Source organism: Paenibacillus sp. FSL R10-2778 (assembly GCF_038593035.1).
GTDB lineage: Bacteria > Bacillota > Bacilli > Paenibacillales > Paenibacillaceae > Paenibacillus_AQ > Paenibacillus_AQ odorifer.
This window is the reverse complement of sequence record NZ_CP151956.1, coordinates 2,976,375-3,000,250: the sequence shown is the minus strand read 5'-3', so window position 1 is coordinate 3,000,250 and position 23,876 is coordinate 2,976,375. Positions and strand designations below refer to the sequence as shown.

28 protein-coding genes are annotated in these 23,876 nt (G+C 44.3%); 14 read left to right on the top strand and 14 right to left on the bottom strand.

Going from position 1 to position 23,876, the window contains the following annotated elements:
• Positions 1-222: 222 nt before the first annotated feature.
• Positions 223-831: a pentapeptide repeat-containing protein gene (locus tag NST40_RS13220; RefSeq protein ID WP_076126101.1), complete on the bottom strand. Its 609-nt coding sequence runs from the start codon at positions 829-831 to the stop codon at positions 223-225.
• Between the two features lie 123 nt (positions 832-954).
• Here NST40_RS13220 and NST40_RS13215 point away from each other — a divergent pair, with 123 nt between their 5' ends.
• Complete coding sequence (locus NST40_RS13215; RefSeq protein WP_076126099.1) at positions 955-1,335, top strand: PilZ domain-containing protein; 381 nt, start codon at positions 955-957, stop codon at positions 1,333-1,335.
• A gap of 114 nt (positions 1,336-1,449) precedes the next feature.
• Here NST40_RS13215 and NST40_RS13210 read toward each other — a convergent pair whose 3' ends face one another.
• From NST40_RS13210 to NST40_RS13190, 5 genes are read right to left on the bottom strand one after another with little or no spacing between them, the layout of a single operon-like run.
• The gene (locus NST40_RS13210; RefSeq protein ID WP_342410771.1) at positions 1,450-2,178 is read right to left on the bottom strand and encodes a hypothetical protein; all 729 of its coding nucleotides are present in this window, start codon (positions 2,176-2,178) and stop codon (positions 1,450-1,452) included.
• A complete protein-coding gene (locus NST40_RS13205; protein WP_342410770.1) occupies positions 2,172-2,873 on the bottom strand; it encodes an ABC transporter ATP-binding protein in 702 nt (233 codons plus the stop codon). Before NST40_RS13205 ends, NST40_RS13210 begins: the two co-directional genes overlap by 7 nt.
• Positions 2,874-2,886: 13 nt before the next feature.
• The gene (locus tag NST40_RS13200) at positions 2,887-3,261 is read right to left on the bottom strand and encodes a GntR family transcriptional regulator (protein ID WP_076101764.1); all 375 of its coding nucleotides are present in this window, start codon (positions 3,259-3,261) and stop codon (positions 2,887-2,889) included.
• A 2-nt stretch (positions 3,262-3,263) separates the two neighbouring features.
• Positions 3,264-4,010 (bottom strand): ABC transporter permease, encoded by a 747-nt coding sequence (locus NST40_RS13195; protein ID WP_076304218.1) that lies wholly within the window; start codon positions 4,008-4,010, stop codon positions 3,264-3,266.
• Entirely contained in the window at positions 4,003-4,959 is a 957-nt protein-coding gene (locus tag NST40_RS13190; RefSeq protein WP_342410769.1) for an ABC transporter ATP-binding protein, read from the bottom strand. The genes NST40_RS13195 and NST40_RS13190 overlap by 8 nt, the downstream gene beginning before the upstream one ends.
• Positions 4,960-5,154: 195 nt before the next feature.
• Here NST40_RS13190 and NST40_RS13185 point away from each other — a divergent pair, with 195 nt between their 5' ends.
• From NST40_RS13185 to NST40_RS13175, 3 genes are all read left to right on the top strand, one after another.
• Positions 5,155-5,526 carry a hypothetical protein gene (locus NST40_RS13185; protein WP_076126089.1) on the top strand — a complete coding sequence of 124 codons (372 nt, stop codon included), beginning with the start codon at positions 5,155-5,157 and terminating at the stop codon, positions 5,524-5,526.
• Positions 5,527-5,677: 151 nt separating this feature from the next.
• Positions 5,678-6,049 carry a hypothetical protein gene (locus tag NST40_RS13180; protein ID WP_076126088.1) on the top strand — a complete coding sequence of 124 codons (372 nt, stop codon included), beginning with the start codon at positions 5,678-5,680 and terminating at the stop codon, positions 6,047-6,049.
• A gap of 101 nt (positions 6,050-6,150) precedes the next feature.
• The gene (locus NST40_RS13175) at positions 6,151-6,987 is read left to right on the top strand and encodes a sulfurtransferase (RefSeq protein WP_342410768.1); all 837 of its coding nucleotides are present in this window, start codon (positions 6,151-6,153) and stop codon (positions 6,985-6,987) included.
• Between the two features lie 209 nt (positions 6,988-7,196).
• Here the strand turns inward: NST40_RS13175 and NST40_RS13170 are convergent, their stop codons facing one another.
• Positions 7,197-7,889, bottom strand: coding sequence for a Crp/Fnr family transcriptional regulator (locus NST40_RS13170; RefSeq protein ID WP_076126085.1), 693 nt, complete (start codon positions 7,887-7,889; stop codon positions 7,197-7,199).
• Positions 7,890-8,060: 171 nt separating this feature from the next.
• Between NST40_RS13170 and NST40_RS13165 the strand changes: the two genes are divergently transcribed.
• The 6 genes from NST40_RS13165 (at position 8,061) to NST40_RS13140 (ending at position 12,129) form a co-directional block, all read left to right on the top strand.
• On the top strand, positions 8,061-8,399 hold the full coding sequence (locus NST40_RS13165; protein WP_076126083.1) for a cupin domain-containing protein: 339 nt from the start codon (positions 8,061-8,063) through the stop codon (positions 8,397-8,399).
• Between the two features lie 16 nt (positions 8,400-8,415).
• Complete coding sequence (locus NST40_RS13160; protein WP_342410767.1) at positions 8,416-8,763, top strand: cupin domain-containing protein; 348 nt, start codon at positions 8,416-8,418, stop codon at positions 8,761-8,763.
• Between the two features lie 13 nt (positions 8,764-8,776).
• Positions 8,777-9,532 carry a class I SAM-dependent methyltransferase gene (locus NST40_RS13155; protein ID WP_342410766.1) on the top strand — a complete coding sequence of 252 codons (756 nt, stop codon included), beginning with the start codon at positions 8,777-8,779 and terminating at the stop codon, positions 9,530-9,532.
• A 125-nt stretch (positions 9,533-9,657) separates the two neighbouring features.
• Positions 9,658-10,677: an MqnA/MqnD/SBP family protein gene (locus NST40_RS13150; RefSeq protein WP_342410765.1), complete on the top strand. Its 1,020-nt coding sequence runs from the start codon at positions 9,658-9,660 to the stop codon at positions 10,675-10,677.
• Positions 10,649-11,410, top strand: coding sequence for an ABC transporter permease subunit (locus NST40_RS13145; protein WP_342410764.1), 762 nt, complete (start codon positions 10,649-10,651; stop codon positions 11,408-11,410). The genes NST40_RS13150 and NST40_RS13145 overlap by 29 nt, the downstream gene beginning before the upstream one ends.
• Before the next feature lie 11 nt (positions 11,411-11,421).
• Complete coding sequence (locus NST40_RS13140) at positions 11,422-12,129, top strand: ABC transporter ATP-binding protein (RefSeq protein WP_076126073.1); 708 nt, start codon at positions 11,422-11,424, stop codon at positions 12,127-12,129.
• 115 nt (positions 12,130-12,244) lie between these two features.
• On the opposite strand, the gene NST40_RS13135 is transcribed toward NST40_RS13140, so the two are convergent.
• Complete coding sequence (locus NST40_RS13135) at positions 12,245-12,712, bottom strand: hypothetical protein (RefSeq protein WP_076126071.1); 468 nt, start codon at positions 12,710-12,712, stop codon at positions 12,245-12,247.
• Between the two features lie 84 nt (positions 12,713-12,796).
• Here NST40_RS13135 and NST40_RS13130 point away from each other — a divergent pair, with 84 nt between their 5' ends.
• Positions 12,797-13,177, top strand: a complete 381-nt coding sequence (locus NST40_RS13130; protein ID WP_076126069.1) for a hypothetical protein — start codon at positions 12,797-12,799, stop codon at positions 13,175-13,177.
• Here NST40_RS13130 and NST40_RS13125 read toward each other — a convergent pair whose 3' ends face one another.
• From NST40_RS13125 to NST40_RS13115, 3 genes are all read right to left on the bottom strand, one after another.
• Positions 13,178-13,636: a hypothetical protein gene (locus NST40_RS13125; RefSeq protein WP_076126068.1), complete on the bottom strand. Its 459-nt coding sequence runs from the start codon at positions 13,634-13,636 to the stop codon at positions 13,178-13,180. It abuts the gene before it with no gap.
• Between the two features lie 113 nt (positions 13,637-13,749).
• The gene (locus NST40_RS13120) at positions 13,750-13,935 is read right to left on the bottom strand and encodes a hypothetical protein (RefSeq protein WP_076126066.1); all 186 of its coding nucleotides are present in this window, start codon (positions 13,933-13,935) and stop codon (positions 13,750-13,752) included.
• Positions 13,936-14,147: 212 nt separating this feature from the next.
• On the bottom strand, positions 14,148-16,103 hold the full coding sequence (locus NST40_RS13115; protein WP_342410763.1) for an AraC family transcriptional regulator: 1,956 nt from the start codon (positions 16,101-16,103) through the stop codon (positions 14,148-14,150).
• A gap of 373 nt (positions 16,104-16,476) precedes the next feature.
• Here NST40_RS13115 and NST40_RS13110 point away from each other — a divergent pair, with 373 nt between their 5' ends.
• Positions 16,477-18,540 carry a methyl-accepting chemotaxis protein gene (locus NST40_RS13110; RefSeq protein ID WP_342410762.1) on the top strand — a complete coding sequence of 688 codons (2,064 nt, stop codon included), beginning with the start codon at positions 16,477-16,479 and terminating at the stop codon, positions 18,538-18,540.
• A gap of 165 nt (positions 18,541-18,705) precedes the next feature.
• Here NST40_RS13110 and NST40_RS13105 read toward each other — a convergent pair whose 3' ends face one another.
• From NST40_RS13105 to NST40_RS13095, 3 genes are read right to left on the bottom strand one after another with little or no spacing between them, the layout of a single operon-like run.
• Positions 18,706-20,844, bottom strand: a complete 2,139-nt coding sequence (locus tag NST40_RS13105; RefSeq protein WP_342410901.1) for a M56 family metallopeptidase — start codon at positions 20,842-20,844, stop codon at positions 18,706-18,708.
• Complete coding sequence (locus NST40_RS13100) at positions 20,747-20,947, bottom strand: hypothetical protein (protein WP_256718914.1); 201 nt, start codon at positions 20,945-20,947, stop codon at positions 20,747-20,749. Before NST40_RS13100 ends, NST40_RS13105 begins: the two co-directional genes overlap by 98 nt.
• Complete coding sequence (locus NST40_RS13095) at positions 20,931-21,311, bottom strand: BlaI/MecI/CopY family transcriptional regulator (protein WP_254847611.1); 381 nt, start codon at positions 21,309-21,311, stop codon at positions 20,931-20,933. Before NST40_RS13095 ends, NST40_RS13100 begins: the two co-directional genes overlap by 17 nt.
• A gap of 200 nt (positions 21,312-21,511) precedes the next feature.
• Here NST40_RS13095 and NST40_RS13090 point away from each other — a divergent pair, with 200 nt between their 5' ends.
• Positions 21,512-23,002: a 4-hydroxyphenylacetate 3-hydroxylase N-terminal domain-containing protein gene (locus NST40_RS13090; RefSeq protein ID WP_342410761.1), complete on the top strand. Its 1,491-nt coding sequence runs from the start codon at positions 21,512-21,514 to the stop codon at positions 23,000-23,002.
• Positions 23,003-23,216: 214 nt separating this feature from the next.
• Positions 23,217-23,876, top strand: coding sequence for a response regulator transcription factor (locus NST40_RS13085; protein WP_076135640.1), 660 nt, complete (start codon positions 23,217-23,219; stop codon positions 23,874-23,876).

Genomic DNA, 23,876 nt, shown 5'->3' with positions numbered 1-23,876 from the left:
GTATAAAGTTTTTTCGTGATGATGATGGATTCTTATGGATTAAATGGTGGGCAAAACCCAGAAAACGGTTACGTTAACGCATACTATTACATATGCAATAATAAATAGGTTTAGCAGTTAGAGTACTCATAATAATCTGCGCTGCCACCCCCTCCGCTTCAAGCATTGATTTGCTAGCGGAGGTCTTTATGATCCACGCTAGCATCTGATGCCGTCAGTTTACTAATTCCCTACTTTTGCCCCAAATGAACGTGCCAAGAGTACCGCCTGTTCAATATCCATCCGCACTCCCTGCAGATCCAGACTCTTTAAATCAATTCCTTCAACAATCGCTTCCCGCATATCCGCTCCCTTAAGCTTACATTGAGACAATTGTACACGGCTCAAATCCGCTCCGCGTAAGTCACTTTTTTGCAAATTACAGCCCATTAAATCCGCTTCTGTAAATCGAATCCCTCGCAGATCCTGTCTGCTTAGATTAGTATGTCTTAGGTTCGTGTACGACCAGTCCCCTCCGAGTAGGGAGATCCCGTCCAAATATGCATTTGAGAAATCCGACCCTACCATCTTGCAATCTTCAAATTTAGATACAAACAAGTTCGCTCCCGTAAATTTACAATTGGTAAACGCTGAACCTTTATGGTGAGACGCATTAAGCATGGCTCCAGTAAAATCACAATCAATAAATCGGCAGCCAATAGAGTTCATCTCTTCCATAGAAGTGCCTTTGAAGGAGCATTGCTCGAATGTGCAGTTATTTAACTCACCATCCTGCAAGCTTCCTTGATCAAAATTGTGATTACGGAACGTTTCATTAAGGTATTGGTACATATAAATCTCATCACCTTCGTTAGTATTAAAAAAATTAATTCTTAATTAAAAATAGCACTTTAGTAGATTGTTCTCAACATTCCCTTTCGATATAATAGCAAATAAACAATGGGGAGGAAAATTATGGATGTGTCCAGCAGGAAAGAACCATTCCGTTATGTTATGAACCATCCGCTTGAATGCTGGATTGAAGTTCCGCTTAACAATTCCGGTCCAGGTGCTGGAAAGTTAACAGAGGCTGTATTACTCGATCTTAGCCGTTCGGGTTGTAAGGTACGTACTCCTTTGAATCTTCGATTCACTGCAAGAGATACTAGGCTTATTATTCATCTTCAATTAAATGAAGAGAAGCTTCAGCTCTTATGCAGCGTCCGGTGGGGTTGGATGTTTGGGCTGGGCCAATATCAATATGGAGTTAAATTCCGCTTGGACGAAAATGAGGAAGAACGCCTAATAAGAGAGCTTGAAACATGGACCGCCACCCTTCGGGTTGAAGGTCTGTAGAACTTACCCTAACAGATGCCCTTCACTTAGAAGGACGTCTTTTTTTTGCACAAAAACGAAGACAAAGCTAAATCGCTCTGCCTCCGTTCAAAAAACTATTCCGCAAAGTTGTGGCTAGACGTCCACTCTTTTATTAACTAGCTTGATGATGACCACTATAAGAAGAACTGCTATCACCGCTTCAAACAGAAGAGGAGCTAGATTCAAATGACCCTGTATAAGCTGTATCCCATTTGCGGTATCCATCTCATCTATGACCTCGAACTGGAATACACTTTCCCAAGCAGTGAAGTTACTTTTGAAAATAAAATACTCCAAATAGAATATTCCATTCTGTAACAAATACGCAGTGGCCAGCCCAATCCATACTCGCCCCTTAAATTTCACACTTCGTGCAACCGTAATGGAGACCATCAAGGTAAGCATGATATAACCGGCAAACCAATACGCCTGCAAGAGAACTAACAATCCCACTTTCCAGAAATTCTCCGGAAGAAATGAGGAGGGATACATTGAAAGATACACACCAAAATGGATCAAAGCTATTAAAATAATACCCAGCATTAGAGCTAAATAGAGCACTAACGGAGAAAGGACTGTGTTCAAAGTTCTTACGGGCACTAGGCGACGATTATAGGAATTTATATTGTTAAAAAAGGTTTTTGCTGCCATGACAAGAAAGATCAGTCCTGCAATAACATAAGCTATTCCGTTCAAAGTAAACCGTTCATAGTCATGCAGTTTGGTAAATCCTAACCCAATCTGTGCCAGAATTATGATTACAAAAACTGCAAGAAACTTATCCCTATCCCGTCTAAAATCATACTTCACTAGCTTTAGCATTCTGCGTACACCTCTCTGAACAGTTCGTCAATACTTTTGCCATGGCGTAGCCGAATATCCTCCACCGCAGTATGCATCAGAATTTCTCCTTCTTTTATAAAAATCACATCATCAAAGATCCGCTCAATATCCGATACTAAATGGGTTGATAAGAGAATGGTACTGTCCTCTTCATAAAACTCTACTAACGCGTTAAGAATTTTTGTTCTAGCTACCGGATCTACACCACCAATGGGTTCATCCAGCAAATAAAGGCTAGCTCGGCGTGATAGGGCAAGTGTAAGCTGTAAACGTTCGTTCATCCCTTTGGACAGGTCCTTTACCTTATCTTGCGCTCTTAGTTTCATAAACTCCAACATTCGCGAGGCTTTAGTCTGATCAAAATCCGGATAGAAGTCAGTTTGGAATTTCAGAGCATCGGAAACACTCATCCAGGATTCTGTAAGCGGCTTATCAGGCATAAACGACACCACCGCTTTACTTTCTGTTCCTACAGAACCCCCAATGACAGATACACGACCAGAGGTAGGTTGTGTCAGTCCAGCGATGATTTTCATAAGTGTACTTTTGCCGCTGCCGTTACTGCCCAGCAGTCCTGTGATCTTACCCGCACTCAGATTAAAAGAAACCTCGCGGAGGGCATGCTTGGATCTATATTTTTTTGTAACTTCATGAACCTCAAGTATATTTCCCAACTTGTTTATCCCCCTATTCTTTATCCTTGTTACGGATATTCTCCGCAACCGCCGCTAAAATATCTTCGCCTTGAAAGCCAAGATCCTGCATACCACGAATGAAACGATCTAGCACATCTTTGGCCATTTCTTTTTTGATGGTCAGGATAGTACCTTCATTACTTGTGACGTATCTTCCCATTCCACGCCGGGTTTCCACGATTTCTTCACGCTCCAGTTCCTGAAAAGTTCTTTGCACCGTATTCGGATTAATCTGCAGTTCACTGGCAAGTTCTCGTACTGAGAGTATTTTATCTCCCGGTTTCAGCTTGCCTGTGACGATTTCACCTTTGATGTAATTCATGATCTGTATATAAATCGGCAGGTTGTTATCGAATTCGATTGTCATGATTAAGCAACATCCCTTCGTCTAAAGACGGAGAAACCTACGAGAAGAAAGACAGCTGTGTATAAGACAAGCATCACGACAGAAAAGGTCAGTGTCATTCCAGGCATTGGTGCTCCTCCACCTTCATAAGCAGATAAATTTAAGTTTGGAAACAGAACATATTTGTAAAAATCACGAGAAATAATCAATTTGTCTATCATTAATGCAAACATAGTAGCCCCAATCGTTACTCCCGTTGAAGTGGTCAATATCCCCAGCATAAAAGCAAGTGTTCCATACACAACCGTACTAACGAGATTATACAATAGGTTTGTAAGCATCTCACTCATACCCGCTTCTCCACCACTTAGTCCAAACCACAAAGCTCCTGTTCCAAAAACGGCTATACCTCCGATGACAGTCAAAGTCAAAGCATACAACAGTACAACCACATATTTGGATGCGAGGATTGCTGTACGGCTTCTGGCGCGGATAAGCAGGAACTTGATGGTTCCTTGACTATACTCTTTTGAGACAATACCTGCTGTTCCGATAATCGCAAGAATTGTAATCACTTGCCCAATCCCTTGGGAAAGCAGCATCATTGCTGAAAAATCATAAGCTGATTCAAACAGGCCAGGTGAGACAGAATGAACTATATAACCTAACAGCAGGGATAATAGAATTAATATCAGATATGGCATAAAAAATGTGCGTTTTTTTGAGAGCTTGAGCCATTCATTCACAATCAGATTATTAAAGTTACGCAATGCGGTTTCCTCCTGTCCATTTCAAGAAATCTTCCTCAAGACTTTGTTTATTCTCCGTAATCCGAAAAATCCCCACGCCTTCATCACTAAAAGTAGATACAAGCTCCGGTACTCTGCTATCAAGCAGTCTTACTGTCACTTCAGATCGCGCGCTATCCATAGAGATCAATTCCGCATAATCCAAGCGCTCCAAGATATTTATAGCGGATTCGATTGATCCTACACGGATGGTGAGCTTCACTTGTGCGGTTGCTTCCTGCTCCTCACCAATCGTAGTTACGGTCACCAGCTTACCATTCTGGATCACAATAGCCCGATGGCATATTTGTTCAATTTCAGTAAGTAAATGGCTGGAAATCAGAATAGAAATGCCTTCCACTTCGGCGATGGTACGCATATAATCACGCATTTCCCGTATTCCGGCCGGATCAAGTCCGTTCGTAGGCTCATCTAAAATCAATAACTTCGGCCGATTGAGAAGCGCCTGAGCAATCCCAAGACGTTGGCGCATCCCCAGCGAATAAGCCTTTACTTTTTTATTCATCGCTTCTTGAAGTCCTACCAGTTCTACAACCTCATCTATTCTGCCAGCCTCAATGTTATCCGTCATTCTTTGATACTGCTTCAAATTATCAAGTCCAGTCATATAGGGATAAAACTCTGGATTTTCAATTATCGCACCGATATGGCCAATCGCCTGCTTAAAATCCTTTTTCACACTGTGGCCTTGGATAATCACATCGCCTTCGCTCATCCTAATTAAACCCGTCATCATTCGAATCGTTGTGGTCTTTCCTGCACCGTTTGGACCTAGCAATCCAACAATTTCACCCTTACGGATATCAAATGTCAGCTTATCCACAATTGGTCTTCCTTTGATGATCTTACTTACCTCATTCATTTGCAGAACGATTGAATCTTGCATTTCTACACCACTCCCCTGTTTCATGCGAATCCTCCCTGCCAACTAATGTATTGTTCATTAATTATATTGTGTCAGTGTCATAGTTAAATAGTACACTAATATATTGTTGGAGTAAAGCCCAAAATAATAAATTCATGCAAATAAGGGCTTTCTATTAGACTATCAGCCAAGCCAAAAAGTTATATGAACATAGATTAGATAACAAAGGAGGAATTACAAATGAAAAAAGAAGTTCACATTTCTCAGACTTTCCCTCGCTTGACCGTGTACGATGAAGAAAACTTCAATGGACGCCGTAGAGTATATACTGGCAACCTGGGTATTCGTAATACGGACAACATCCTCGATGGTATTGAGAGCCTTCGGTTCTTCTCTACTAGCAGCAATGCTACACTGGTACTCTTCACAAGAACCCGGTTTAGAGGAAATTTCCGTGTTCTTCGCGGGAACCGCAACATTAGGGATCTGGATGATTTCATTTCAGGTAATGACGTGGAATCCATTATTTCTACTAACCAACGCTTAACCCTCGAACAAATCCGTAATATCCGCAGCAGTGGTAACTTGCCTTCGGGATATCGTTTGATCTAGGAATTGCTTACAACAACAAAAAGGAGTAATCCGGAGCCTAGCGCCCAGGTCACTCCTTTTTCCAGTCGAAACTACCGCATTCATTTATGGTAAATCTGGCGGCGAGTTGTCGAAAACGACAGTTCGTCAATCGAACTTGGAGGGATTAACCATGATTACAAAAAAAGTAACATCTGTAATATATCCTAGGCTAAGAGTGTTTAGTGAGGAGAACTTTCGGGGGCTTCGCAGAACTCTTCGCGGCAACCTGGGCATTGCAGATATAGATTCAGTCCTTACAGGAATAGAAAGCTTGCGCTTCTTCTCCACAAATCCGAACGCTACGCTTGTGTTATTCGATCGTTCTGCCTTCCGCGATAATTTCGTCATTTTGCGTGGTAACCGCAGCATCCGCGAACTGGACGACTTTCTGCGAAGAGGAGATGTCGAATCGCTCATTTCAAGCAATCAACGGCTGACCCCGGCGCAGGTTCGCACCATTCAACGTACCGGCAGCTTGCCATCAGGATATCGTTTGATCTAATTCAATGAGGACGCAGTTTAAGCCATAAGCTTAAGGTGCGCCCTCTTTTATTTTCCGCTATAATGACTCCATACATATTAAACAGGAAAGAAGGCTACTTTATGGAACCGATCGTTTCTACTCGATGGCTGCTTGCTCGGTTATACGAGCCTGAACTTGTTATAGTCGATTGCCGTTTTTTACTCACGGATCCGGAAGCTGGGCGTAAAGCCTATACGGAAGATCATATTCCCGGAGCACTTTATCTACATCTGGAAGAACAGCTTTCCGCTCCAGTAAGCGCACACGGTGGACGCCACCCACTGCCTGAGATCTCGAAGCTAACCACCGTTCTCAGCAAGGTTGGCATTAACAGAGATAGCATTGTCGTTGCTTATGATGATCAAGGTGGAGCTTACGCTTCCCGTCTGTGGTGGATGCTTAAATATTTGGGACATGAACGTGTGTATGTAATGGATGAAGGCTACTCTGCTTGGAAAAATGGTAAGTTTCCCGTCAGTGATCATCAAGCGGTTAGGATTCCTAGCCAGTATGAAGCAGATGTTCAGAAGAAGATGCTTGTTAGCATGGAAGATGTGCAAAATGTAGTTAACGACGGTGGCGCACTATTGATGGATTCCCGCGAGTCCCGCCGCTATGAAGGACTTGAAGAACCCATTGATCCGAAGGCAGGTCATATTCCCGGAGCGATCAATAAGTTCTGGAAGGATGTACTGGATGAGCAAGGGCGCTGGAAATCAACTGAGGTGCTGAAAGAGCATTATGAAGGAATTAATCCTGAGCAAGAAATTATCGTGTACTGCGGTTCAGGCGTAAGTGCCTGCCCAAATGTGCTCGCACTAGGCAAAGCCGGGTACAAGAATGTGAAGCTGTATGCAGGAAGCTGGAGTGATTGGATTTCATATGAGGAGAATCCGGTGGCTACTGGAGGAGAGTAAAATACAAGAGCCCGCGTCGGACGCGGGCTCTTGTATTTATGAGTAACTCCGATAGATAGCTAAAATCAACAAATCAAAACTCAAGTCAACAGTTAGCTAACTTTAACTACCTCTTTTATGCTGTTTAGATCGGTGAAATCCTCTCCCAATGCGCTTTCTAGCTGATTATTCCCTCTGTTTACTCCTTTACTATGTTTGGAGAAATTATTCTAAAAATCGCTGATCCGCAGCTGATTCTCCGCGTCCAACAGCTCGAATTGATTTCGATTAAACCGGATCAGCCCGTCCTGTGCCATTCGCTGCAGCTCTCTGGACAAGGCGCTGCGGTCAACAGTCAAATAATCAGCAAGGTCGCTGCGGGTAAACGGAATTTCAAAACAGGCGGAATTGTTTTTTTTGGTCTGGAGGGCCAAATAATGCAGGATACGGTCCCGCAGCGATTTGTGGGAGACCAGATCCAGCTTTTGATAGATAGACCGGTTGTTCTCAAGCAGCAGGGCCAACATATTCTCAATGATCCGTCCCCTTAAATGGCAAGTGTCCTGGCCGGGCCGGACGATTTTATTTATTTTGATAAACAGAATCCGGCATTCCGATCCCGCCACCGCTTCATAGCCGCTGTGCTCTTGGACAAGGCGAAGCGCCGTTTCGCCAAAGATTTCTCCATCCCCGAGTTCCGAGAAAATAAATCTCATGCCTGAGATATTATCTTTGCATAACAAAACATTTCCATGGATAATAATGCCCACCGAATCCAGAATATCGTCTTTTCTAAAAACAACCTCCTTCCGCGCAAAATCCTTGATTGTGCCCTGCAGACAGCTCAGTGCTTGCTGCACCTCCCGGTCCGCGAATCCCTTAAACAAAGTGGTGCTCTGTATCCTGCTCAGATATTTCTGCAATTTTCTCAGCCTCCTGTTGCCATGGCAACAGAGTCATGATGAATACTCTGCTACAATAAAATAAATGAGAACAATTCTCATTAGTCATTCTCATTATATCAAATTGCAGGAATCATTCAATCAAGCAATTTGGAAATAATCAAAATACTGTACTTTGAACAGGGGGATCGTATGAGTGGAATTACAGCAGGCAAGGTATTTTTCTTAACAGATATGATCAGCGTCAAGCCGCACCGGATTGCGAGCCGAACGCTGTCATTGCCCGTAGCTGCAGCCGAAACAGCAGCACAACCGGAATGGGTATTGTATGCCATGGATCAGGAGGAAACTATCAGTTCGGAGACCTCCCCCAAATCTAAAATCATCCATGTGCTGGAAGGCGAGCTTCATCTGCTGGTGGCGGCAGAGCCCTATCAATTGACAGCCGGCGCATCTGTTATCGTCCCAGCGGGCACATGGCATGATTATTCCGCCCACAGCAGCTGCAAATTTTTGCAAATCAGTATATAAAACGGAGGTATTCAAAATGGAAACAGGTTTATTTATTAAAAAACTGCCGCAATCCGCAGTCATAGATTTGAAAGAAATCATCACAATAGAGGAACAGCAGGTTTCCAGTCTGACCCTTGTACAGCGGCCAAATCTGGCAATGACCTTACTTTCGCTGGATAAAGGCTCGTCGATTGGGGGCCATTCTTCCCCGGGCGATGCCATGGCCAACATTTTGTCCGGGCAAGCGGAAATTACAATTGGAGAAGACAACTACACAGTTCATGCCGGGGAGACCCTAGTTATGCCGGCCAATATTCCGCATGCCCTATACGCAACAGAGGCGTTTCAGATGCTTCTGGTTGTAGTCAAGCCGGATAAGTAATGGGGTGAATGCGATGAAAAAGGAAGTAGGCCATAATTTTTTGGCGCGGCTGGGAAAAAAACGTTTGCGGCCCGGCGGCGTTGCAGCAACCAACTGGCTGATCCAGCAAGCCAATCTGAGTACGGACAGCCAGGTTTTGGAGGTAGCCTGCAATATGTGCACCACCTCCATTCAACTGGCCGGGAAATACCACTGTCAAATTACCGGCATTGATATGGACCTGCGGGCGCTGGAAAAAGCAAACCGAAATATTAAAAATGCCAATCTGGAAAACTATATCCATGTCCGGCAAGGCAATGCGATGAAGCTCCCTTTTGAGAATGAGAGCTTTGACGTTGTCATTAATGAAGCCATGCTCACGATGCTTAACCAGCCTGCGAAGGAAAAGGCAGTCGCCGAATACTATCGGGTACTGAAGCCTGGCGGCATTCTGCTAACTCATGATATTACCTTTACCAAGGAAAATATGGAAGATCGTCTAGCCGAGCTTCGCCGCACCATTCACATCAATGTCGAGCCGCTGTCTGTTGGGCATTGGGCGGGATTGTTCCACTCCGCAGGCTTTAAGCAAGTAGACAATGCTACCGGTCCCATGTCCTTAATGAGTATCAATGGACTCATTCGCGATGAAGGGGTTATCGGGGCGCTGCGTATTGTGAAAAACGGGCTCAAGAAAGAGAACCGGGAACAGTTCAAAAAGATGTATACCTTTTTTAATACGACGGGTAAAGATCTGAATTATATTGCCGTTTGCAGCAGCAAAAAATAGTTGGGCGCAGGCCTATCATGTCTTATGATAGGTTTTTATTTTCACTGTAATTGAGAATAATTATCAATAAAATTCATCAGCATTACCATCTAGCTGTCAAAATAACCGCTTGAAAGGAACTCACGATGAAAGCTAAATCTGTTTATGCCTTGTGCCTCAGTTTACTGTTAAGTTTATTTTTTATGTTAAGTGCCTGTTCGCAACAAAAAAATGAAAATTCGCCCAAATCCGCCGCTCCCTCCGCTGGCCCGGCAGAAACACTGAATATCACGGTCGGCGGCCCTCCTTCTCCGCCTTCTCTGCCTATTCTGAGGCTAATTGAATCCAAGGCATTGGGAGAATCGGTCAACATCGAGTTCAAAACCTGGGAGTCCATCGACACGCTGACCGCGCTGGCTAAGGACAATCAAGTAAGCTTCTTAGCTCTGCCGCTGAACAATGCCGTCGTGATGTATAACAAGGGAATGGATCTTTCCTTGATGAATGTGAATACCTGGTCAGTGATGAGCATGATTACAACAGATCCGTCCATCCAGAGCTGGGCGGATCTTAAAGGAAAAACGCTGTATGTGCCTATGAAATCCTCGCCTGTCGATTATATTACGCAGACCTTTTTGAAGCATAACGGACTGGAGCCAGGGAAAGACATCACATTGCATTACACCCAGCTGGCTGAGGGAGCTCAGCTGTTGTTATCCGGCAAGGCCTCCACAATTGTGAGCATTCAGCCGCAAATTACCGCGATACAAATGAAAAATGATCAGGTGCGCTCGATCGTGGATTACAAAAAGGAATGGCAGCAGGTTACCAAATTAAACACCGATCTGCCCAACGCCGGACTCGCAACCAAGCAGTCAGTAATTGCCAGCCAGCCGGAACTGGTCGCCCGCTTCCAGGAAGCATATCAAAAAGCGCTGCAATGGACGCTGGACAACCCCAAAGAGGCGGCTCAGTTGGCCAACAAGTATTTCAAGCTGGATGCCGGTGTGGTTGAGAAAGCGATTCCGCATATGGCGCTGGATTTCGCCTCCGCTTCCGAGAGCAAGGAGGTTCTGTCAACGTATTACGAGACGCTGATGAATTACAGCAAGGACAGCATTGGAGGCAAGCTTCCCGATGATAAGTTCTATTATCAGCCTAAGTAAAAAAGCCATATCCCTGTTGGGCATTGCCTTGCTGTGGCAGCTTGTAGCTATGCAGATGGACCCTTTTGTCCTGCCTGGCCCGCTGGAGACGATGCGCACGGTCCTGAGCTATTTCGGTGATCCGGAGTTTTATTATGCAGTTTATCGCACGCTGCTCAAGCTGCTGATCGGCATGGTCTGCGTTCTGCTGCTGGGCGGCTGTCTGGGGCTGCTGCTTGGACTTTATCCGCGTTGGAAGCCTTATCTGGAACCTGTCATCGATATAATGCAATCCGTGCCGCCGATCGCCTGGCTGGGCATCGCGATCATTTGGTTTGGGCTTACGGATCTGCCTGCAATTTTTATTATCGTGTTGTCCACTACACCGGTTTTGGTGGTCAATCTGTACGAGGGATTTGCGGCGATCGATGGCAAATTGATGCGGATGGCCAAGGTCTATCATGTGCCCGGCAATAAGATTCTCCGGCATATCATATTGCCTTCGCTCAAAAGTTATCTGAAATCAGGCATGATCACCTCAGCGGGACTGGGCTGGAAGCTGGCCGTAATGGCGGAGCTGTTGACCTCCGTCGACGGGATCGGCAGCCTGCTGTCCGATGCCAGAACAAATCTGGAGACCGATCGTGTGTTTGCCCTGGCGTTGTTTATGGCTATTTTCTGGAATGTGATCAAATCTTGCATTACATTTCTGTTCCGCAGCAGGGTAAGCCTGCCGACGCATTTGAATAAATAAGGGTGGGGCTTATGCTTATTACACTACAAGAAGTTTCCAAACGCTATTCGGGAGTTCCAATCCTGGAAAAAATCAGTCTTGAAATCCAGATGCCGAAAATCATTTGTATTCTAGGCCCTTCAGGTGCGGGAAAGACAACGTTGCTGAATATCCTGTCACAGTCCGAAAGCGCCGATTCCGGCAGGGTCACTGTGCATCCAGAGCTAAAGCTGTCCTATGTCTTTCAAGAGGATTGTTTGCTGCCGTGGTCTACAGTTGGTGAGAATATCAGCTTTGTTAAGGAGGCTTCTCCGACCTCTGCGTCGGAAATCGAAGCATTTTTGGAAGAGGTCGGGCTTGCTGCCTACAAGAATCATTATCCTCATCAGCTGTCAGGAGGCATGCGGCAGCGCTGCTCCATTGCCCGCGCTTTTTATCACGGCGGAAATATGCTGCTGATGGACGAGCCTTTTCACTCCTTGGACTATCATCTGCGGTTTGATTTAGTTCAGAAATTAATCGCATTGTGGGAGCGCAAGAAATGCGCCATCGTTTTTGTTACGCATGATATTGATGAAGCCCTGCTGTTGGGGGATGAAATTATGATCTTGTCCCGACATCCGGGCAGGATTGTAAAAATTATTGAAATTGATACTCCACAGCGCAGCCGTTCGCTGAAAGAGCTGAGCCTGCTGAAGATTCGCGCCGAAATTCTGGAGCAGCTGCTGACGGCACAGTAATTGCCTGAATGATGCAGAGCATTTCAAAAACAGGTATATAGAAAACGCGAGTTGGGCGGCATTGCCCTGAACTCGCGTTTTTGTGCTAAGTGATTCGGTTATGTATTTCTAGCGCCTATTTTGCCGGGTATCGTTTCAACTGCTGCTCAAACACGGTATTATAGTAAAATTTTCGCGGATAGGTATCCTCCTTCAACACCTTGTAAAGCACGGATTGACCTTCTTCATAACGGACCGCAAATTCACATTCATCATAAAAACGCCGGGACAGCTCACGGATATTGTCTTTCTCGGACGAACAGCGCCATCCGAAATAAATCATGTCTAGCTGGTCCAGCGGATCACGGTAAGTGTCGAGGACAATACAAGCGTTTGGTTGCTCTGGATTGCTGTAAACGAGCACATGTCCGGTGTGAACAGGGTTGGCAAAAAAATGTTCATAAATCTCAGCAACGGGTACTGTAATACCCAATTGATCCATGATGATCTGAAAATTCGGGTGCGGAATATAGGTATCACTCTGCTCATCCGGGTACTCCACCAATTCTGTAATGGATGCCATGACCCCAAATTCATACTTCATATAAACATCCTTCCTGTTGATTGCTTGAAAAATATCCCTATGCTTGCTATGATAACAAAATTATTAGGATGAGAGGCGATTTTCATGAAAAAAAAGCTGCGTTCTATCACGCTCAGGGAACTGGAATACAGCTATATATTGGGCATGAGAATCCATGACGAACGGAGTCTGCTTGAATTAAAGATTTATCATAAAAATGTAAAGCTCCACCCCCTCCGCATCCAACTCCTAACATGGGATGATCCTATTGCCGGTTGTCCGCTAAATACAGGCTATCTGCTGCAAAACCATAAAAAGGGTTTTGAAGATGTCTATAATCTAAATCATCCACAGCGTATCCGCGAATGGATCGAATATGGAACGGCTAAAGGCTGGGACGGCACCCGGACAATAGAGATCATAAATGGATTGGATGCTATGCAGGAAATGGGCTATGATATTACTTCATTGCGCACCTCTATATAATCAGTCGAAAACCTGTTCCAGTGCTTGCGGATAATAAGGGCTGATAATTTTATAGGCATTCAAGTGAGGATTGCTTAAATCATTATCATAAATGATCATATGCTGTCTGCTTTTTAAAATAATATCAAATCGTTGCTTGCAGTCAGCCTGAACTATCGTAATATAATAACTGAAGTTTTTGTCAGAACTGACATTTCGGGCCGATTTCATTAATTGAACATGAGAGAAATCAGCAAAAATCCGCTCAATAACAGCAGGATCAGTAATAATGATGTCTTTCTTTTCACCGGGAACTGAAGACAATCGCGAGATTTCTAGAGAGGCGATTTCTTCCAAACGGATGGTATTGGCTACGATTCGTTTAAACGAAGTATAGCGGCTTGCTGTATAGGCCATCAAAGAGACACCTACCCCTGTCAGAAGCGCACCGACAAGCATATATTTTCTATTTTTATCCATTTCCCCATTCCTCCCAGTAATACGATTAAGTAAACTACAATTATAAAACTATATAGACACCGGTGCAAATTCAGAAACATAAAGTTCAAACGGTACAAAAGGGCGGTGAGCTCCTAATCCTCAAGCTCGTCCAGCTTCGCTTCCAATTCAGCCAGCTTACGATTCGCTTGATCCAATATTTCTTGAAGCTCTGCAGCTTCTGCTCGTTTTATTTCTTTTTTAACGGCCTTAATCTGCTGCTCCAAATAAAGAATATCGGCTTCATTTCCTGAGTTGTTCCAGATCTGTGAGTAAGTCATAGTCAGCCTCCGTTTATCTATGTCGACGATTCAATCATAACCCGCATTCCACTTCTTCAGATTAATCGATGCTACTCTTGGAGTCTAGCTAATCAACAAAAAACAATAACCGATTACTATTCTATATTCAACCCTCTTTACTTTATAAACAAAATAAAGAAGCAGCGAGTTCCTCCTCTGCTTCTTTGTTGCGGATTAACCTGAGATCTCATTTATTTAGCCAGCAGTTTAGGGAACTCATCCAGCAGCATGCTGCTGGTCAACATATCGTCATAATTCCATTTAGTCTCCACAAAAGTAACTTTTCCGCTCTTTACAGCAGGGAGCGAGCTCCACAACGCAGTTTTCATTAACTCATTAAAGGAATTTTCCGCATCAGCATTGGCCGGATAGATGACAAACAAATGGTCACCAATAAGCATCTTATGCATTAGCTCAGGGGAGACCTCAATATAGGGTGCACCTTCTGCCGGCTCGATTTCCTTCACTGCCTCGGACATTTTGTAGCCCTGCGGCTGATACAGCAGTGCAGGAATACCACCAGTTTTCATCAAATACATTGTCTTGTTCCAATAATAAATCAGCACTACCGCTGTTTCTCCTTCGGCAAGTTTGCCTTCCTGACGCAATCCGCTCCACATATTCTCGGCCTTGCGATTATATTCGGACAACAGTTGCTCTGCTTCAGCCTTTTTACCCACTATCTCACCAATGACAGGCAGACGCTCAGACAAGGGTTTACTCTGGTCAAATACAACAGTAGGTGATATTTTGGACACTTCTTCATATTGTTTGTCCATCACATAACCCAGCATTGTCAAATCCGGTTCCAGATCCAAAACAAGTTCCAGATTTGTAGGAAATCCAATATCCTGTGCCGGGGTTGTCTCCTTATCCAAATAGACTGATTCTTCAATAAACCGGCGGTCGACACCGACCGGCTGAATCCCGAGTGCCAGCAGGTCTCCGATCGAATTACCTTGCAGCACAATCCGCTGTGGACGCTCTGGAATATCAACCTCATACCCCTGACTGTCTTTATATACTCTTGTAGATTTTGAATTGGCGGCTGAGTCCGGTGGACTTGTCTCTGTTTGCACAGAGGATACCGGACTAGGGCCAGCATTCACAGAATTAACAGGACTGTTCCCTGAAGAACAAGCACTAAGCATTAAAACCAGACATAACAGCATCGCTGCTCCCATTGACATTTTTTTATTTCTAACCATCGGTAAATCCCCTTTTCTTCTATATTGATAATGATTATCATGATCATTAACAATATAACTTGGCTCAGCCCATCCTGCATTAGACAATCTTAGCCTGATTTTAGGACGATCTGATCCTTTGGCAGAGCCTAGGGCCAATGACTTAAAATTACCCGGAGTCACACCGGTTGTTTTCTTGAAAATACGGATGAAATAGGACAGGTCCGTGTACCCCACTCCGGCGGCAACCTCCTGCAATGATGCATCGGTATTTAGCAGCAGTTCCTGCGCCTTATCTATTCGCGTCCGAATAAGAAAATCAATCAGACTGGTACCCGTCTTGCTTTTGAACTGCTTCGCCACATAGGCCACACTATAATTAAGCTGCTCTGCAATAGAGGATAAGGTAATAGGCTGACTGTAATATTCTCGTATGTATCGAACTGCTTGCTCCACCAGATCCGGCTTGACGGGATAGACTCCATATGCCTGTCTCTGCCGCTCAACTTCGTAGACAAATTGATAAAGCATTGCTTTGATCTGAATCCGTTCAAGTGAACTTGAGTCCAGCCATTTCCGGTGCATCTCCTTTACTTGAGACAGCAAAGCCACTGGAGCATTCGGAGCAAATTCATATTGTTTTTGAAAAGGACTGTTTCTTTCAAAAAGTCTGCGTACACCTGATCCGGACGTTAGCGAAAGCGAGGCTTTATAGAAAATAAAATAAAACTCCATTTCCTCCCTGACCCAATCAATATCCAGTTGCCCTCCCTTTCCGCTGTGTAGGATATGAAAACGTTCTGCAGCATGTTTATTTCCATTGAGCCGAAAAACCGCGTTGCCGCGAACCATATATAAAAAACCTGCAGCCGGGAACCTATAGGAGGTCAGCTTGTCTCCTGCCTTGAACAACATATGGCGAATATCAATCAGCCGGATATGTGCATAATCCCAGAGCATCAAATTATCATCAGCATTTAAAATCTTTACTCGCCTCCTTCCTATCGGAAGTATAATTGATAATCATTATCAACCGCAAGAGCTGGAAGCAATCTACAAACAAGAAGTCTGATAAAGGCAGTTAAGCATCACCTAAAAAACAACAATTCGCCTCTAATCAGTAGCTGCAATGTGCCAAGCTACAGGCTAATTGTTAAGATCTCCCTCTCCCCCCACCATCTTGAAATCCCGCACCAGTCAAGGATTTATCCTGTGCATCATCCATTTTAATTTAATTTTTTCATTCTCAAAATTACTATTTCGAAAATCTCACTATCTTCCGATATGTTCTTATGAGCTATTTGCTCAGAGACAACTTGGGGGAGATGGTAGCATGTTACAACAACTAAAAAAAAGGCGGTTTGGTTCATCAAGCATAGCAAATACTTTGTCCATTGTACTTTTAGTTATTATTGTTGTCGTCTTCTCAATCTTGGGAACCTTTATGTTTTCCAGCACTCGCAGCATACTTGTGAAACAACAAGAATCTATGCTTCAGACCAAAACACAGGCACTTGTCAGTCAATTTGATGCACTATTTAAGGAAAAGGGTTCACTGGTCAAGCAAATGTCAACGAATAACTTATTCAAACAATACATCGAAACCACCGAAGCTCCTGAAATGGCCACAACTTCTCCGCATGCCGCTGAGGTAGCAAAGACACTAGCTGCCATTGTAAAGGTGGAACCCACTTTTGCAGATGCATGGATTGCTAGTACTGCCGGCAAAGGTTTTTATATCCTCAACAATGGTACGACATCAGATGCTGCTTTTAACATTAAAGAACGGCCGTATTATAAGCCAGCAGTCGAAGCAGACGGCCTGTACTACTCCGATCCTTATATTGACATCACTACAGGCGATATGCTGATGGGTATTTTCTATCCGATAAAAAATGACAACAATACATTAATCGGTTTTGTCGCGGTTGATATAGCGTCTAAAAATATCCCGGAGATAATGGAAAGCTATAAGCTAGGCAGCACAGGTTATTCCATTCTCGCCTCCAAAACAGGTGATATTCTGTATCACCCAGACCAATCTAAGGTCACAAAGGAAAAGATTAATGAGCTGCCAGGTGATCTTGGGGGAATCGGCAAGAAAATGATCGCTGGTGAATCCGGCGTACATCTGATTAATGACAAAGGAGAACGCCGTTACATCGGCTATGCTACAAGTAAAGATACCGGCTGGTCCGTAGGTTTAACTATTTCAGAGCGGGAAGTGCTCTCCGAATTAAAAAAGTTCACCTGGATTACGATTGGCGGGTTTGTTGCAGCGGCGATTCTGCTCGTTCTATTTTCGTATATCACACTCCGTTATCTGCTCAGATCCATACCGAAGCTGCTTACCAAAATCAAACGGGTGGAAAATGGGGATTTGACGGTTCAATTTGATGCCTATTCCAACAACGAAATTGGACAAATCTCCAACGGAATATTCAACATGGTCCAGAAAATTCAAGGGATGCTCCAAATAGTGGGTACCTCCGCTCAGGTATTAAACCAGTCCTCAAAGGATCTGCAATCTATTTCTTCCCGTACAGCTATAACGATGAACGATACAGCCACAGCCATTAATGAGATTGCGAATGCAACCAACTATCAGTCGATCGAAACGGATACGATTTTGCAAAAAACCGGATCATTATCTGGTCAAATTGACGAAATCGCTAATGATGCCATAGCCATAGAGACGATGGTGCAGGCTTCTGCCGACCAGAGCGAACTGGGGTTGGGTGTATTAGATCAGTTATCAAAATGGGCAGAAGAAAATCATAACTCCACTCATTCGATATCGTCTGCCATCCATGATATTGATCAAAGCCGTCATGAAATTTCGAGCATCGTGGACACGGTACATCAAATCGCTACGCAAACCAATCTGCTGGCGCTAAATGCTTCCATAGAAGCAGCACGTGCGGGAGAACAGGGACGCGGATTTGCCGTTGTTGCCGGAGAGGTTCGCAAGTTGGCGGAGCAGACTGCACAGGCTACACAGGAGATTGGCAGAAAGGTTCATGAAATCGAAGAGAAAACTAGAGCATCTGTGGAATACACAGCCCAAGGACTTGAAATTGCCGAAGAAAATGCAAAATCCGTGCAGGCTACGAAACAGGTATTCTTTAGCATCAATAGCGATTTGGAGGCTTTAAGATTACGTATGATTCAAATCAGCAGCAACACCTCCAAAGTCCATAAACACAAAGATGAAATCCTACAGGCACTCGAAATCATTTCTTCAACTACAGAAGAGAATTCCGCTTCAACGGAAGAAGTTAGCGCAAGTACGCAGGAACAATTGGACAGCATTGAACAGGTTGCCGAACTGTCCCTGCAGCTCAATCAGTTGTCCAAAAAGCTTCAGGACGAATTAAACCAGTTCCAGGTCGAATAGTCCTTTAGTCATCCGTAATTTACACAGTCGTAAGACTGTCCTCCCTTCTAGAAAAATTAAGCAGCCAGTGCATGCCGATAATCTATCGGCGCGTACTGGCTGCTTTTAGTTTCAATTCGCTAGTAATGGTCTCTTCAATAATACGGTACAGACCTTGAAACTTAACTATTGATACGGGTCAGGAATTTCCTCCCACTGACCAGTAAAGACATCTACTTTAATCGTGAATTCCCTGCTTCCTTGCCTAACATCACTGAACAAATAACCATCCCCGATAAAGCCTGAAATCAAGTCCGTATCTGTTGGCTTGAAACCCTCTGTATCAAAGATTGGTTGGAGTAACTTATACAGTTCCTTCTGGTATTCTGTACCGTTAGAGAAGTTCCACAGATCTATCGCTTCTAGGTTTACAAGACTTCTCAGTGGACTGCCAGAAGTTACGTCATGAACCGTTCCGGTAAGCGGATTTATTTTAAAGCTATTGCCTTCCCCTACGCCATTCAGTGGATCTATATCCACCCTATACTGATCTCCGTCTTTGCTAAAGGTCCAACCACTTGCCGGAAGCTGTTTTTCCATCATGGACTTGATATCCTGTTCACTGAGTGGTGGAGATATAAACGATCCATAGTACATCTGTGCGCTCTCAATGGTCAGATTCTTCCCGTAAACGGCAATAACTTCGAGCGGAAACTCAGACATAGACGCCGCACCGGACATAAGGGCTACAATTTGGTCATCTATCAGCTCGTATGAAACTATAGAGCCAAATCCGACCTTCTCTCCCCAAGCTCCCTCCGTGTAATCATACACTTTGGTCAAATGCTTTCCGTCCAGTTCAGCAGATACATAAGTGTGGTTATTTCGATGTGTAATGGATGATTTCAGCTTCTGATTCAACGTTTCGATCGGATCTTCGACCACAAGCTCTTCCAAGCTAGCAGGCTGGAGCACATGAATCTCACTCATAGAAAGTCCAGTACCCGTGCCGGTCGTAATGCGTATGAAAATTTCTTTCGTTCCATCTCCGTTCACATCTGCTTCTTCAATCAATGGAGGCCGAGTTTTATCTTCTCCTGCATTCCACAAGAACGTACGGCTTACTTCACCACGCACATCTACCGTGACTTTATGCAAAAGTGTATTCTCCCCAGTGGGATTAGCAGATACCGTGATTCCGTTTTTTTCCGCCAAAAGAGTGCCTTTAACCCCGGAAGCCGTTGTATTTTTATCCTGCACTTCTGCCTGAAAAGTAGCAGGAGCGCTCATTGCCGGAGCTGATGCAGAATTTAGCTTTGCTCCTGTAAGGGTACAGCCACTTAAGATCATAATTACAGCTAGGCCCAGCAGTGAGCTTTTTGCCGTAAATTTTTTATGCCTGGTGATCATAATAATCCTTCTTTCCATTTCCTTTTTGCTGCTTGAAATGCCAGCTGTACCTGCCAACCGGATCGGATCGGGTAAGGTTTCTAACAATTTGAGAAGTGTCAAGGCATAACTTCTGTGGCAAGCTGGTTCAAGATGCTTCAAGGCCAGAGCATCACAGGCAACCTCTTGATCCTCTTTCATTTGGCGTGCGGCATACCACAACAGCGGATTAAACCAATGCATGGCCAGCAGCAGACCTGTCAGCAGATTTAGCAAAATGTCATGGCGCTTCACATGCGCCAGCTCATGAAGGAATATATGACGGAGTCCGTTCGTCTCCAGAGTGTGTAAAGTAGAGGTGGGCAGCAGCAACTTGGGCCGCATAACGCCAAGTAGTGTCGGTACGGCAATCTGCTTCGTCCCGATCAGCTTGACTGGGCGACGCACCTGCATTTCCTGCTTACAGGATTCGAACAACCGTTGGACTTCTGAGGAATGAATCTCCGTTTCCTGTCGAACCCGTGCGGTAAATCGCAGTTGCGCTCGAACCGACATGCCCAGCACCACCGCCGCTCCGCCAAACCACACCAAAACCAGTACATGTATCGGCTCCCATCCTGAATCGGTATGCGGATTGACTTGTGCCACATCATCCGGTGTCGATTCTCCCGGCAAAGGTCCAGTTTTTGCAATTCCAGTAACTGACGGCGGTTCCTTTTCCCCTCCGGTCAACTCTGGGACATAAGTAAATCCAACTTCCGATTGCGCTGACGGAATAAAGGAACTCTGCGCCGTTTCTTTCTCCAGCGGCAACAGATTAAAAATACTAAATGTGCTTTCAGGTGCCCAAGGTATAGCCAGCCTCACGATCAATGGTATCCACAGAAGATACGTCCAGGTAGGTTTCAAACGATCCTTGAACAGGAAGCGGGTCAATAAGATCAGCAGAGCCAGCACGCTCGCCATGGCAGACAGCGACAATACCTTGACGAACAGATTGTATGCAGCTTCCAGCAAGCGGCTCAGTCCTTTCGTTCATCCAAAATTCTCTTCAGTTCTTCAATATCTTCCCGGGACAACTTTTCATCCTGCAAAAAATTGACCAACATCGGGCGCAGAGTTCCACCGTAGATCCGCTTCAGAAAGGATCTTGTCTCCGATTGAACACATTCCTCTTCCCGCACCAGCGGATAATAGGAATACACCCTACCTGTCTGGTTATAACCAATAGCCCGTTTCTCTGTCAGACGCTTAATCAACGTCCGTACCGTCTTTGGGTTCCAGTCCCTGCTGCCTTCTAGTGCTTCAACAATCTCACCTGCAGTACGTGGGGCACTTGCCCACAGCACCTTCATCACTTCCCACTCGGCATCCGAGATCTTTGGAGTTTCCGTAGACATCATTCTATCCGCCTTTCTTTCCTCTATATGACTACACTTGTAATCCAATATCCAAAATATACAAGTCAGCATCGTTTATGTCAACCCTAAACTCCCAGCTCACCACGGTTTATGGACAATGTACACGGAGATTCATGATTACGTACATTAATAGCAATAATACGGCTTTATTAGTCAAAGATGACTTCAAAGAGGTGGAACCTATGCCTATAAAAACAGGTAATCAATACATCGAACGAATCGATCGGCAAAAGATCAATATCTGGTACAAAGGAACACGTGTTGAAGGTCCTTTATCCAAACACCCTGCCTTTCAAGGTCTCATACAAACACAAGCCGAAATGTATAACATGCAGTGTGATGAACGTTATTTGGCGCAGATGACCTATCCTTCACCTGATACTGGAGATCCGGTTGGTTTATCTTTTCTTCCACCCAAAAATGCTGAAGATTTAGAACGCCGGAGAAAAATGATTGAACTCTGGTCTAACAGACATCACGGATTTTTAGGACGTTCCCCCGATTATATGAATACGGCCATCATGTCTCTGTTCACAGCTGCTGATATCCTTGAGGATCATAATCCGAAATATGCTGAGAACCTCAGAAAATACTATGCCTACTGTCGTGATCATGATATTACCTTATCCCATGCTTTCATCCAGCCTCAAGCCAGCAAAATATCCGGCCAGATTGATGCTACAGAGGATTCTATCGCTGCAAAAGTCGTAGAAATCAATGATCAAGGGATGTTTGTTACCGGTGCTTTTATGATGGCAACACAGGGAGCTACATGCGATGAAATGCTTGTATTCCCAACTCCCTCACCCTCACTTGTGGATGATGATAATCCCTTTGCGTTTGCCTTTGCGGTGCCTAATGATCTCCCTGGAATGACTTTTTTTTGCCGTGAAAGCTACGCTGCCTCATCTACTTACGACCATCCGTTAAGTTCAAGATATGAAGAAATGGATACCCTTGTTATCTTTGACCGTGTACTGATCCCTCATGATCGTATATTTTATTATGGCGATGAGAGGTACTGTTCCCGATTATTCAGCGAGAGTAACTTTCATACGCATATGGCCCACCAAATTGTCACCCGCTATATTGCAAAAACCGAGTTTTTTCTTGGTATGCTAGAGTCTTTGGCGGAAGAACAAAACGCTGTCCTTGAGTCCTACACGATTTTGCCTATTTCCAGAATATTAACCTATTTAGAAACTTTCAAAGCCTTAAGACTTGCAGCGGAAATAGGGGCTTCGCTCGACAAATTTGGATATCTCGTTCCAGATAAAGGTCCACTGTTGGCTTCAACCATTCACTTTTCAGAGTTTTACCCAGAGATGGTTGAAATGGTTCAAAACCTCAGTTCAAGCGGGCTCATCATGATCCCCTCTGAAGCCGACTTTACATCAAGCGCTGGTTCGTATCTTTATGAGTATTTGAAGGGAAATGTCTCGGATGCGTGGTATCGAAATGCCTTATTCCGGCTGGCTTGGGAACTAGGAGCGGGTGCATTCGGAGGTCGTCAAACCCAGTTTGAGCGGTTATTTTTCGGCAACTCCCAAACAGTGGCCTGGCGTATGTACAACAGCTATGATAATCACGAGTATTTTCGTCAAATCGTTCACGAATTTATTGCCCCTGATGCCCACTTGTCTAAGTCAACAACAGATGGAATTTCCAATTAATCAAGAGTTGCGAAGGTTTATAATGATGTTTTTCAGGATTGATTAAGAGACTGCTTCCGCTCTCTTTTTCAGTCCTTTTTGAGCTTTATCAACAAACCAAATTAGGAAGAACTAGATGCTTTTTCATACCTGCACTGGACAATTCTGTAATAAGTTGTTTATAGTTTATTAGCATTAGGAAGTGATTTGCTAGCTTAGGAGGGAACAATGAACTATGGGCCATATCATAGTCGTAGAAGATGAACGTGCAATCAGTGACTTAATTACTATGAATCTAAAATTAGTCGGACATACCTATAGCAAGGCTTATCGCGGGCTGGAGGTTATTGAACTGCTGGAACGTGAAAAGGCCGATTTAATTCTGCTCGATATAATGCTGCCCGAACTGGACGGTTTTGAGATCATGCAGCGGATTGCTCACTTACAGATTCCGGTGATTCTGATCACCGCAAAAGATTCACTGGCTGATCGCATCAAAGGCTTTGAGCTGGGCGCCGATGATTATATCATTAAACCTTTTGAAATCCTTGAATTGTTGGCAAGAATCAATGTGGTGTTACGCAGGAGCGAAAAAGGCATTTCCAATTTTCTCTGTGAAAACGTTGAGGTACGTTATCTTGAGAGGCTTGTGATGGTGGATCAGATACCCGTAGATTTAACCGCTAGGGAATTTGAGCTGCTTGAGGTCCTTATCCGCAACAGAAATATTGCTTTATCAAGGGAAAAGTTGCTGGAATTAGCCTGGGGCTATGATTTTGAAGGAGATACCCGTACCGTAGATGTTCACATCAGACAGCTGCGCAAAAAACTAGGCTGGGAAGAACGAATTAAAACCGTATTTAAGCTTGGTTACCGCTTGGAAGTTCAGGTCTAG

What these genes read in the sequence shown, in the direction of transcription:
- NST40_RS13125 (WP_076126068.1), bottom strand. Translation starts at nt 13,636, where the DNA reads ATGGATAAAAATAGAAAATATATGCTTGTCGGTGCGCTTCTGACAGGG.
- NST40_RS13135 (WP_076126071.1), bottom strand. Translation starts at nt 12,712, where the DNA reads ATGAAGTATGAATTTGGGGTCATGGCATCCATTACAGAATTGGTGGAG.
- NST40_RS13115 (WP_342410763.1), bottom strand. Translation starts at nt 16,103, where the DNA reads ATGCTCTGGGATTATGCACATATCCGGCTGATTGATATTCGCCATATG.
- NST40_RS13095 (WP_254847611.1), bottom strand. Translation starts at nt 21,311, where the DNA reads ATGATGTCTACGGAAACTCCAAAGATCTCGGATGCCGAGTGGGAAGTG.
- NST40_RS13100 (WP_256718914.1), bottom strand. Translation starts at nt 20,947, where the DNA reads ATGAACGAAAGGACTGAGCCGCTTGCTGGAAGCTGCATACAATCTGTT.
- NST40_RS13085 (WP_076135640.1), top strand. Translation starts at nt 23,217, where the DNA reads ATGGGCCATATCATAGTCGTAGAAGATGAACGTGCAATCAGTGACTTA.
- NST40_RS13220 (WP_076126101.1), bottom strand. Translation starts at nt 831, where the DNA reads ATGTACCAATACCTTAATGAAACGTTCCGTAATCACAATTTTGATCAA.
- NST40_RS13145 (WP_342410764.1), top strand. Translation starts at nt 10,649, where the DNA reads ATGATAAGTTCTATTATCAGCCTAAGTAAAAAAGCCATATCCCTGTTG.
- NST40_RS13200 (WP_076101764.1), bottom strand. Translation starts at nt 3,261, where the DNA reads ATGACAATCGAATTCGATAACAACCTGCCGATTTATATACAGATCATG.
- NST40_RS13180 (WP_076126088.1), top strand. Translation starts at nt 5,678, where the DNA reads ATGATTACAAAAAAAGTAACATCTGTAATATATCCTAGGCTAAGAGTG.
- NST40_RS13130 (WP_076126069.1), top strand. Translation starts at nt 12,797, where the DNA reads ATGAAAAAAAAGCTGCGTTCTATCACGCTCAGGGAACTGGAATACAGC.
- NST40_RS13215 (WP_076126099.1), top strand. Translation starts at nt 955, where the DNA reads ATGGATGTGTCCAGCAGGAAAGAACCATTCCGTTATGTTATGAACCAT.
- NST40_RS13175 (WP_342410768.1), top strand. Translation starts at nt 6,151, where the DNA reads ATGGAACCGATCGTTTCTACTCGATGGCTGCTTGCTCGGTTATACGAG.
- NST40_RS13185 (WP_076126089.1), top strand. Translation starts at nt 5,155, where the DNA reads ATGAAAAAAGAAGTTCACATTTCTCAGACTTTCCCTCGCTTGACCGTG.
- NST40_RS13155 (WP_342410766.1), top strand. Translation starts at nt 8,777, where the DNA reads ATGAAAAAGGAAGTAGGCCATAATTTTTTGGCGCGGCTGGGAAAAAAA.
- NST40_RS13190 (WP_342410769.1), bottom strand. Translation starts at nt 4,959, where the DNA reads ATGAAACAGGGGAGTGGTGTAGAAATGCAAGATTCAATCGTTCTGCAA.
- NST40_RS13120 (WP_076126066.1), bottom strand. Translation starts at nt 13,935, where the DNA reads ATGACTTACTCACAGATCTGGAACAACTCAGGAAATGAAGCCGATATT.
- NST40_RS13210 (WP_342410771.1), bottom strand. Translation starts at nt 2,178, where the DNA reads ATGCTAAAGCTAGTGAAGTATGATTTTAGACGGGATAGGGATAAGTTT.
- NST40_RS13165 (WP_076126083.1), top strand. Translation starts at nt 8,061, where the DNA reads ATGAGTGGAATTACAGCAGGCAAGGTATTTTTCTTAACAGATATGATC.
- NST40_RS13160 (WP_342410767.1), top strand. Translation starts at nt 8,416, where the DNA reads ATGGAAACAGGTTTATTTATTAAAAAACTGCCGCAATCCGCAGTCATA.
- NST40_RS13110 (WP_342410762.1), top strand. Translation starts at nt 16,477, where the DNA reads ATGTTACAACAACTAAAAAAAAGGCGGTTTGGTTCATCAAGCATAGCA.
- NST40_RS13150 (WP_342410765.1), top strand. Translation starts at nt 9,658, where the DNA reads ATGAAAGCTAAATCTGTTTATGCCTTGTGCCTCAGTTTACTGTTAAGT.
- NST40_RS13090 (WP_342410761.1), top strand. Translation starts at nt 21,512, where the DNA reads ATGCCTATAAAAACAGGTAATCAATACATCGAACGAATCGATCGGCAA.
- NST40_RS13140 (WP_076126073.1), top strand. Translation starts at nt 11,422, where the DNA reads ATGCTTATTACACTACAAGAAGTTTCCAAACGCTATTCGGGAGTTCCA.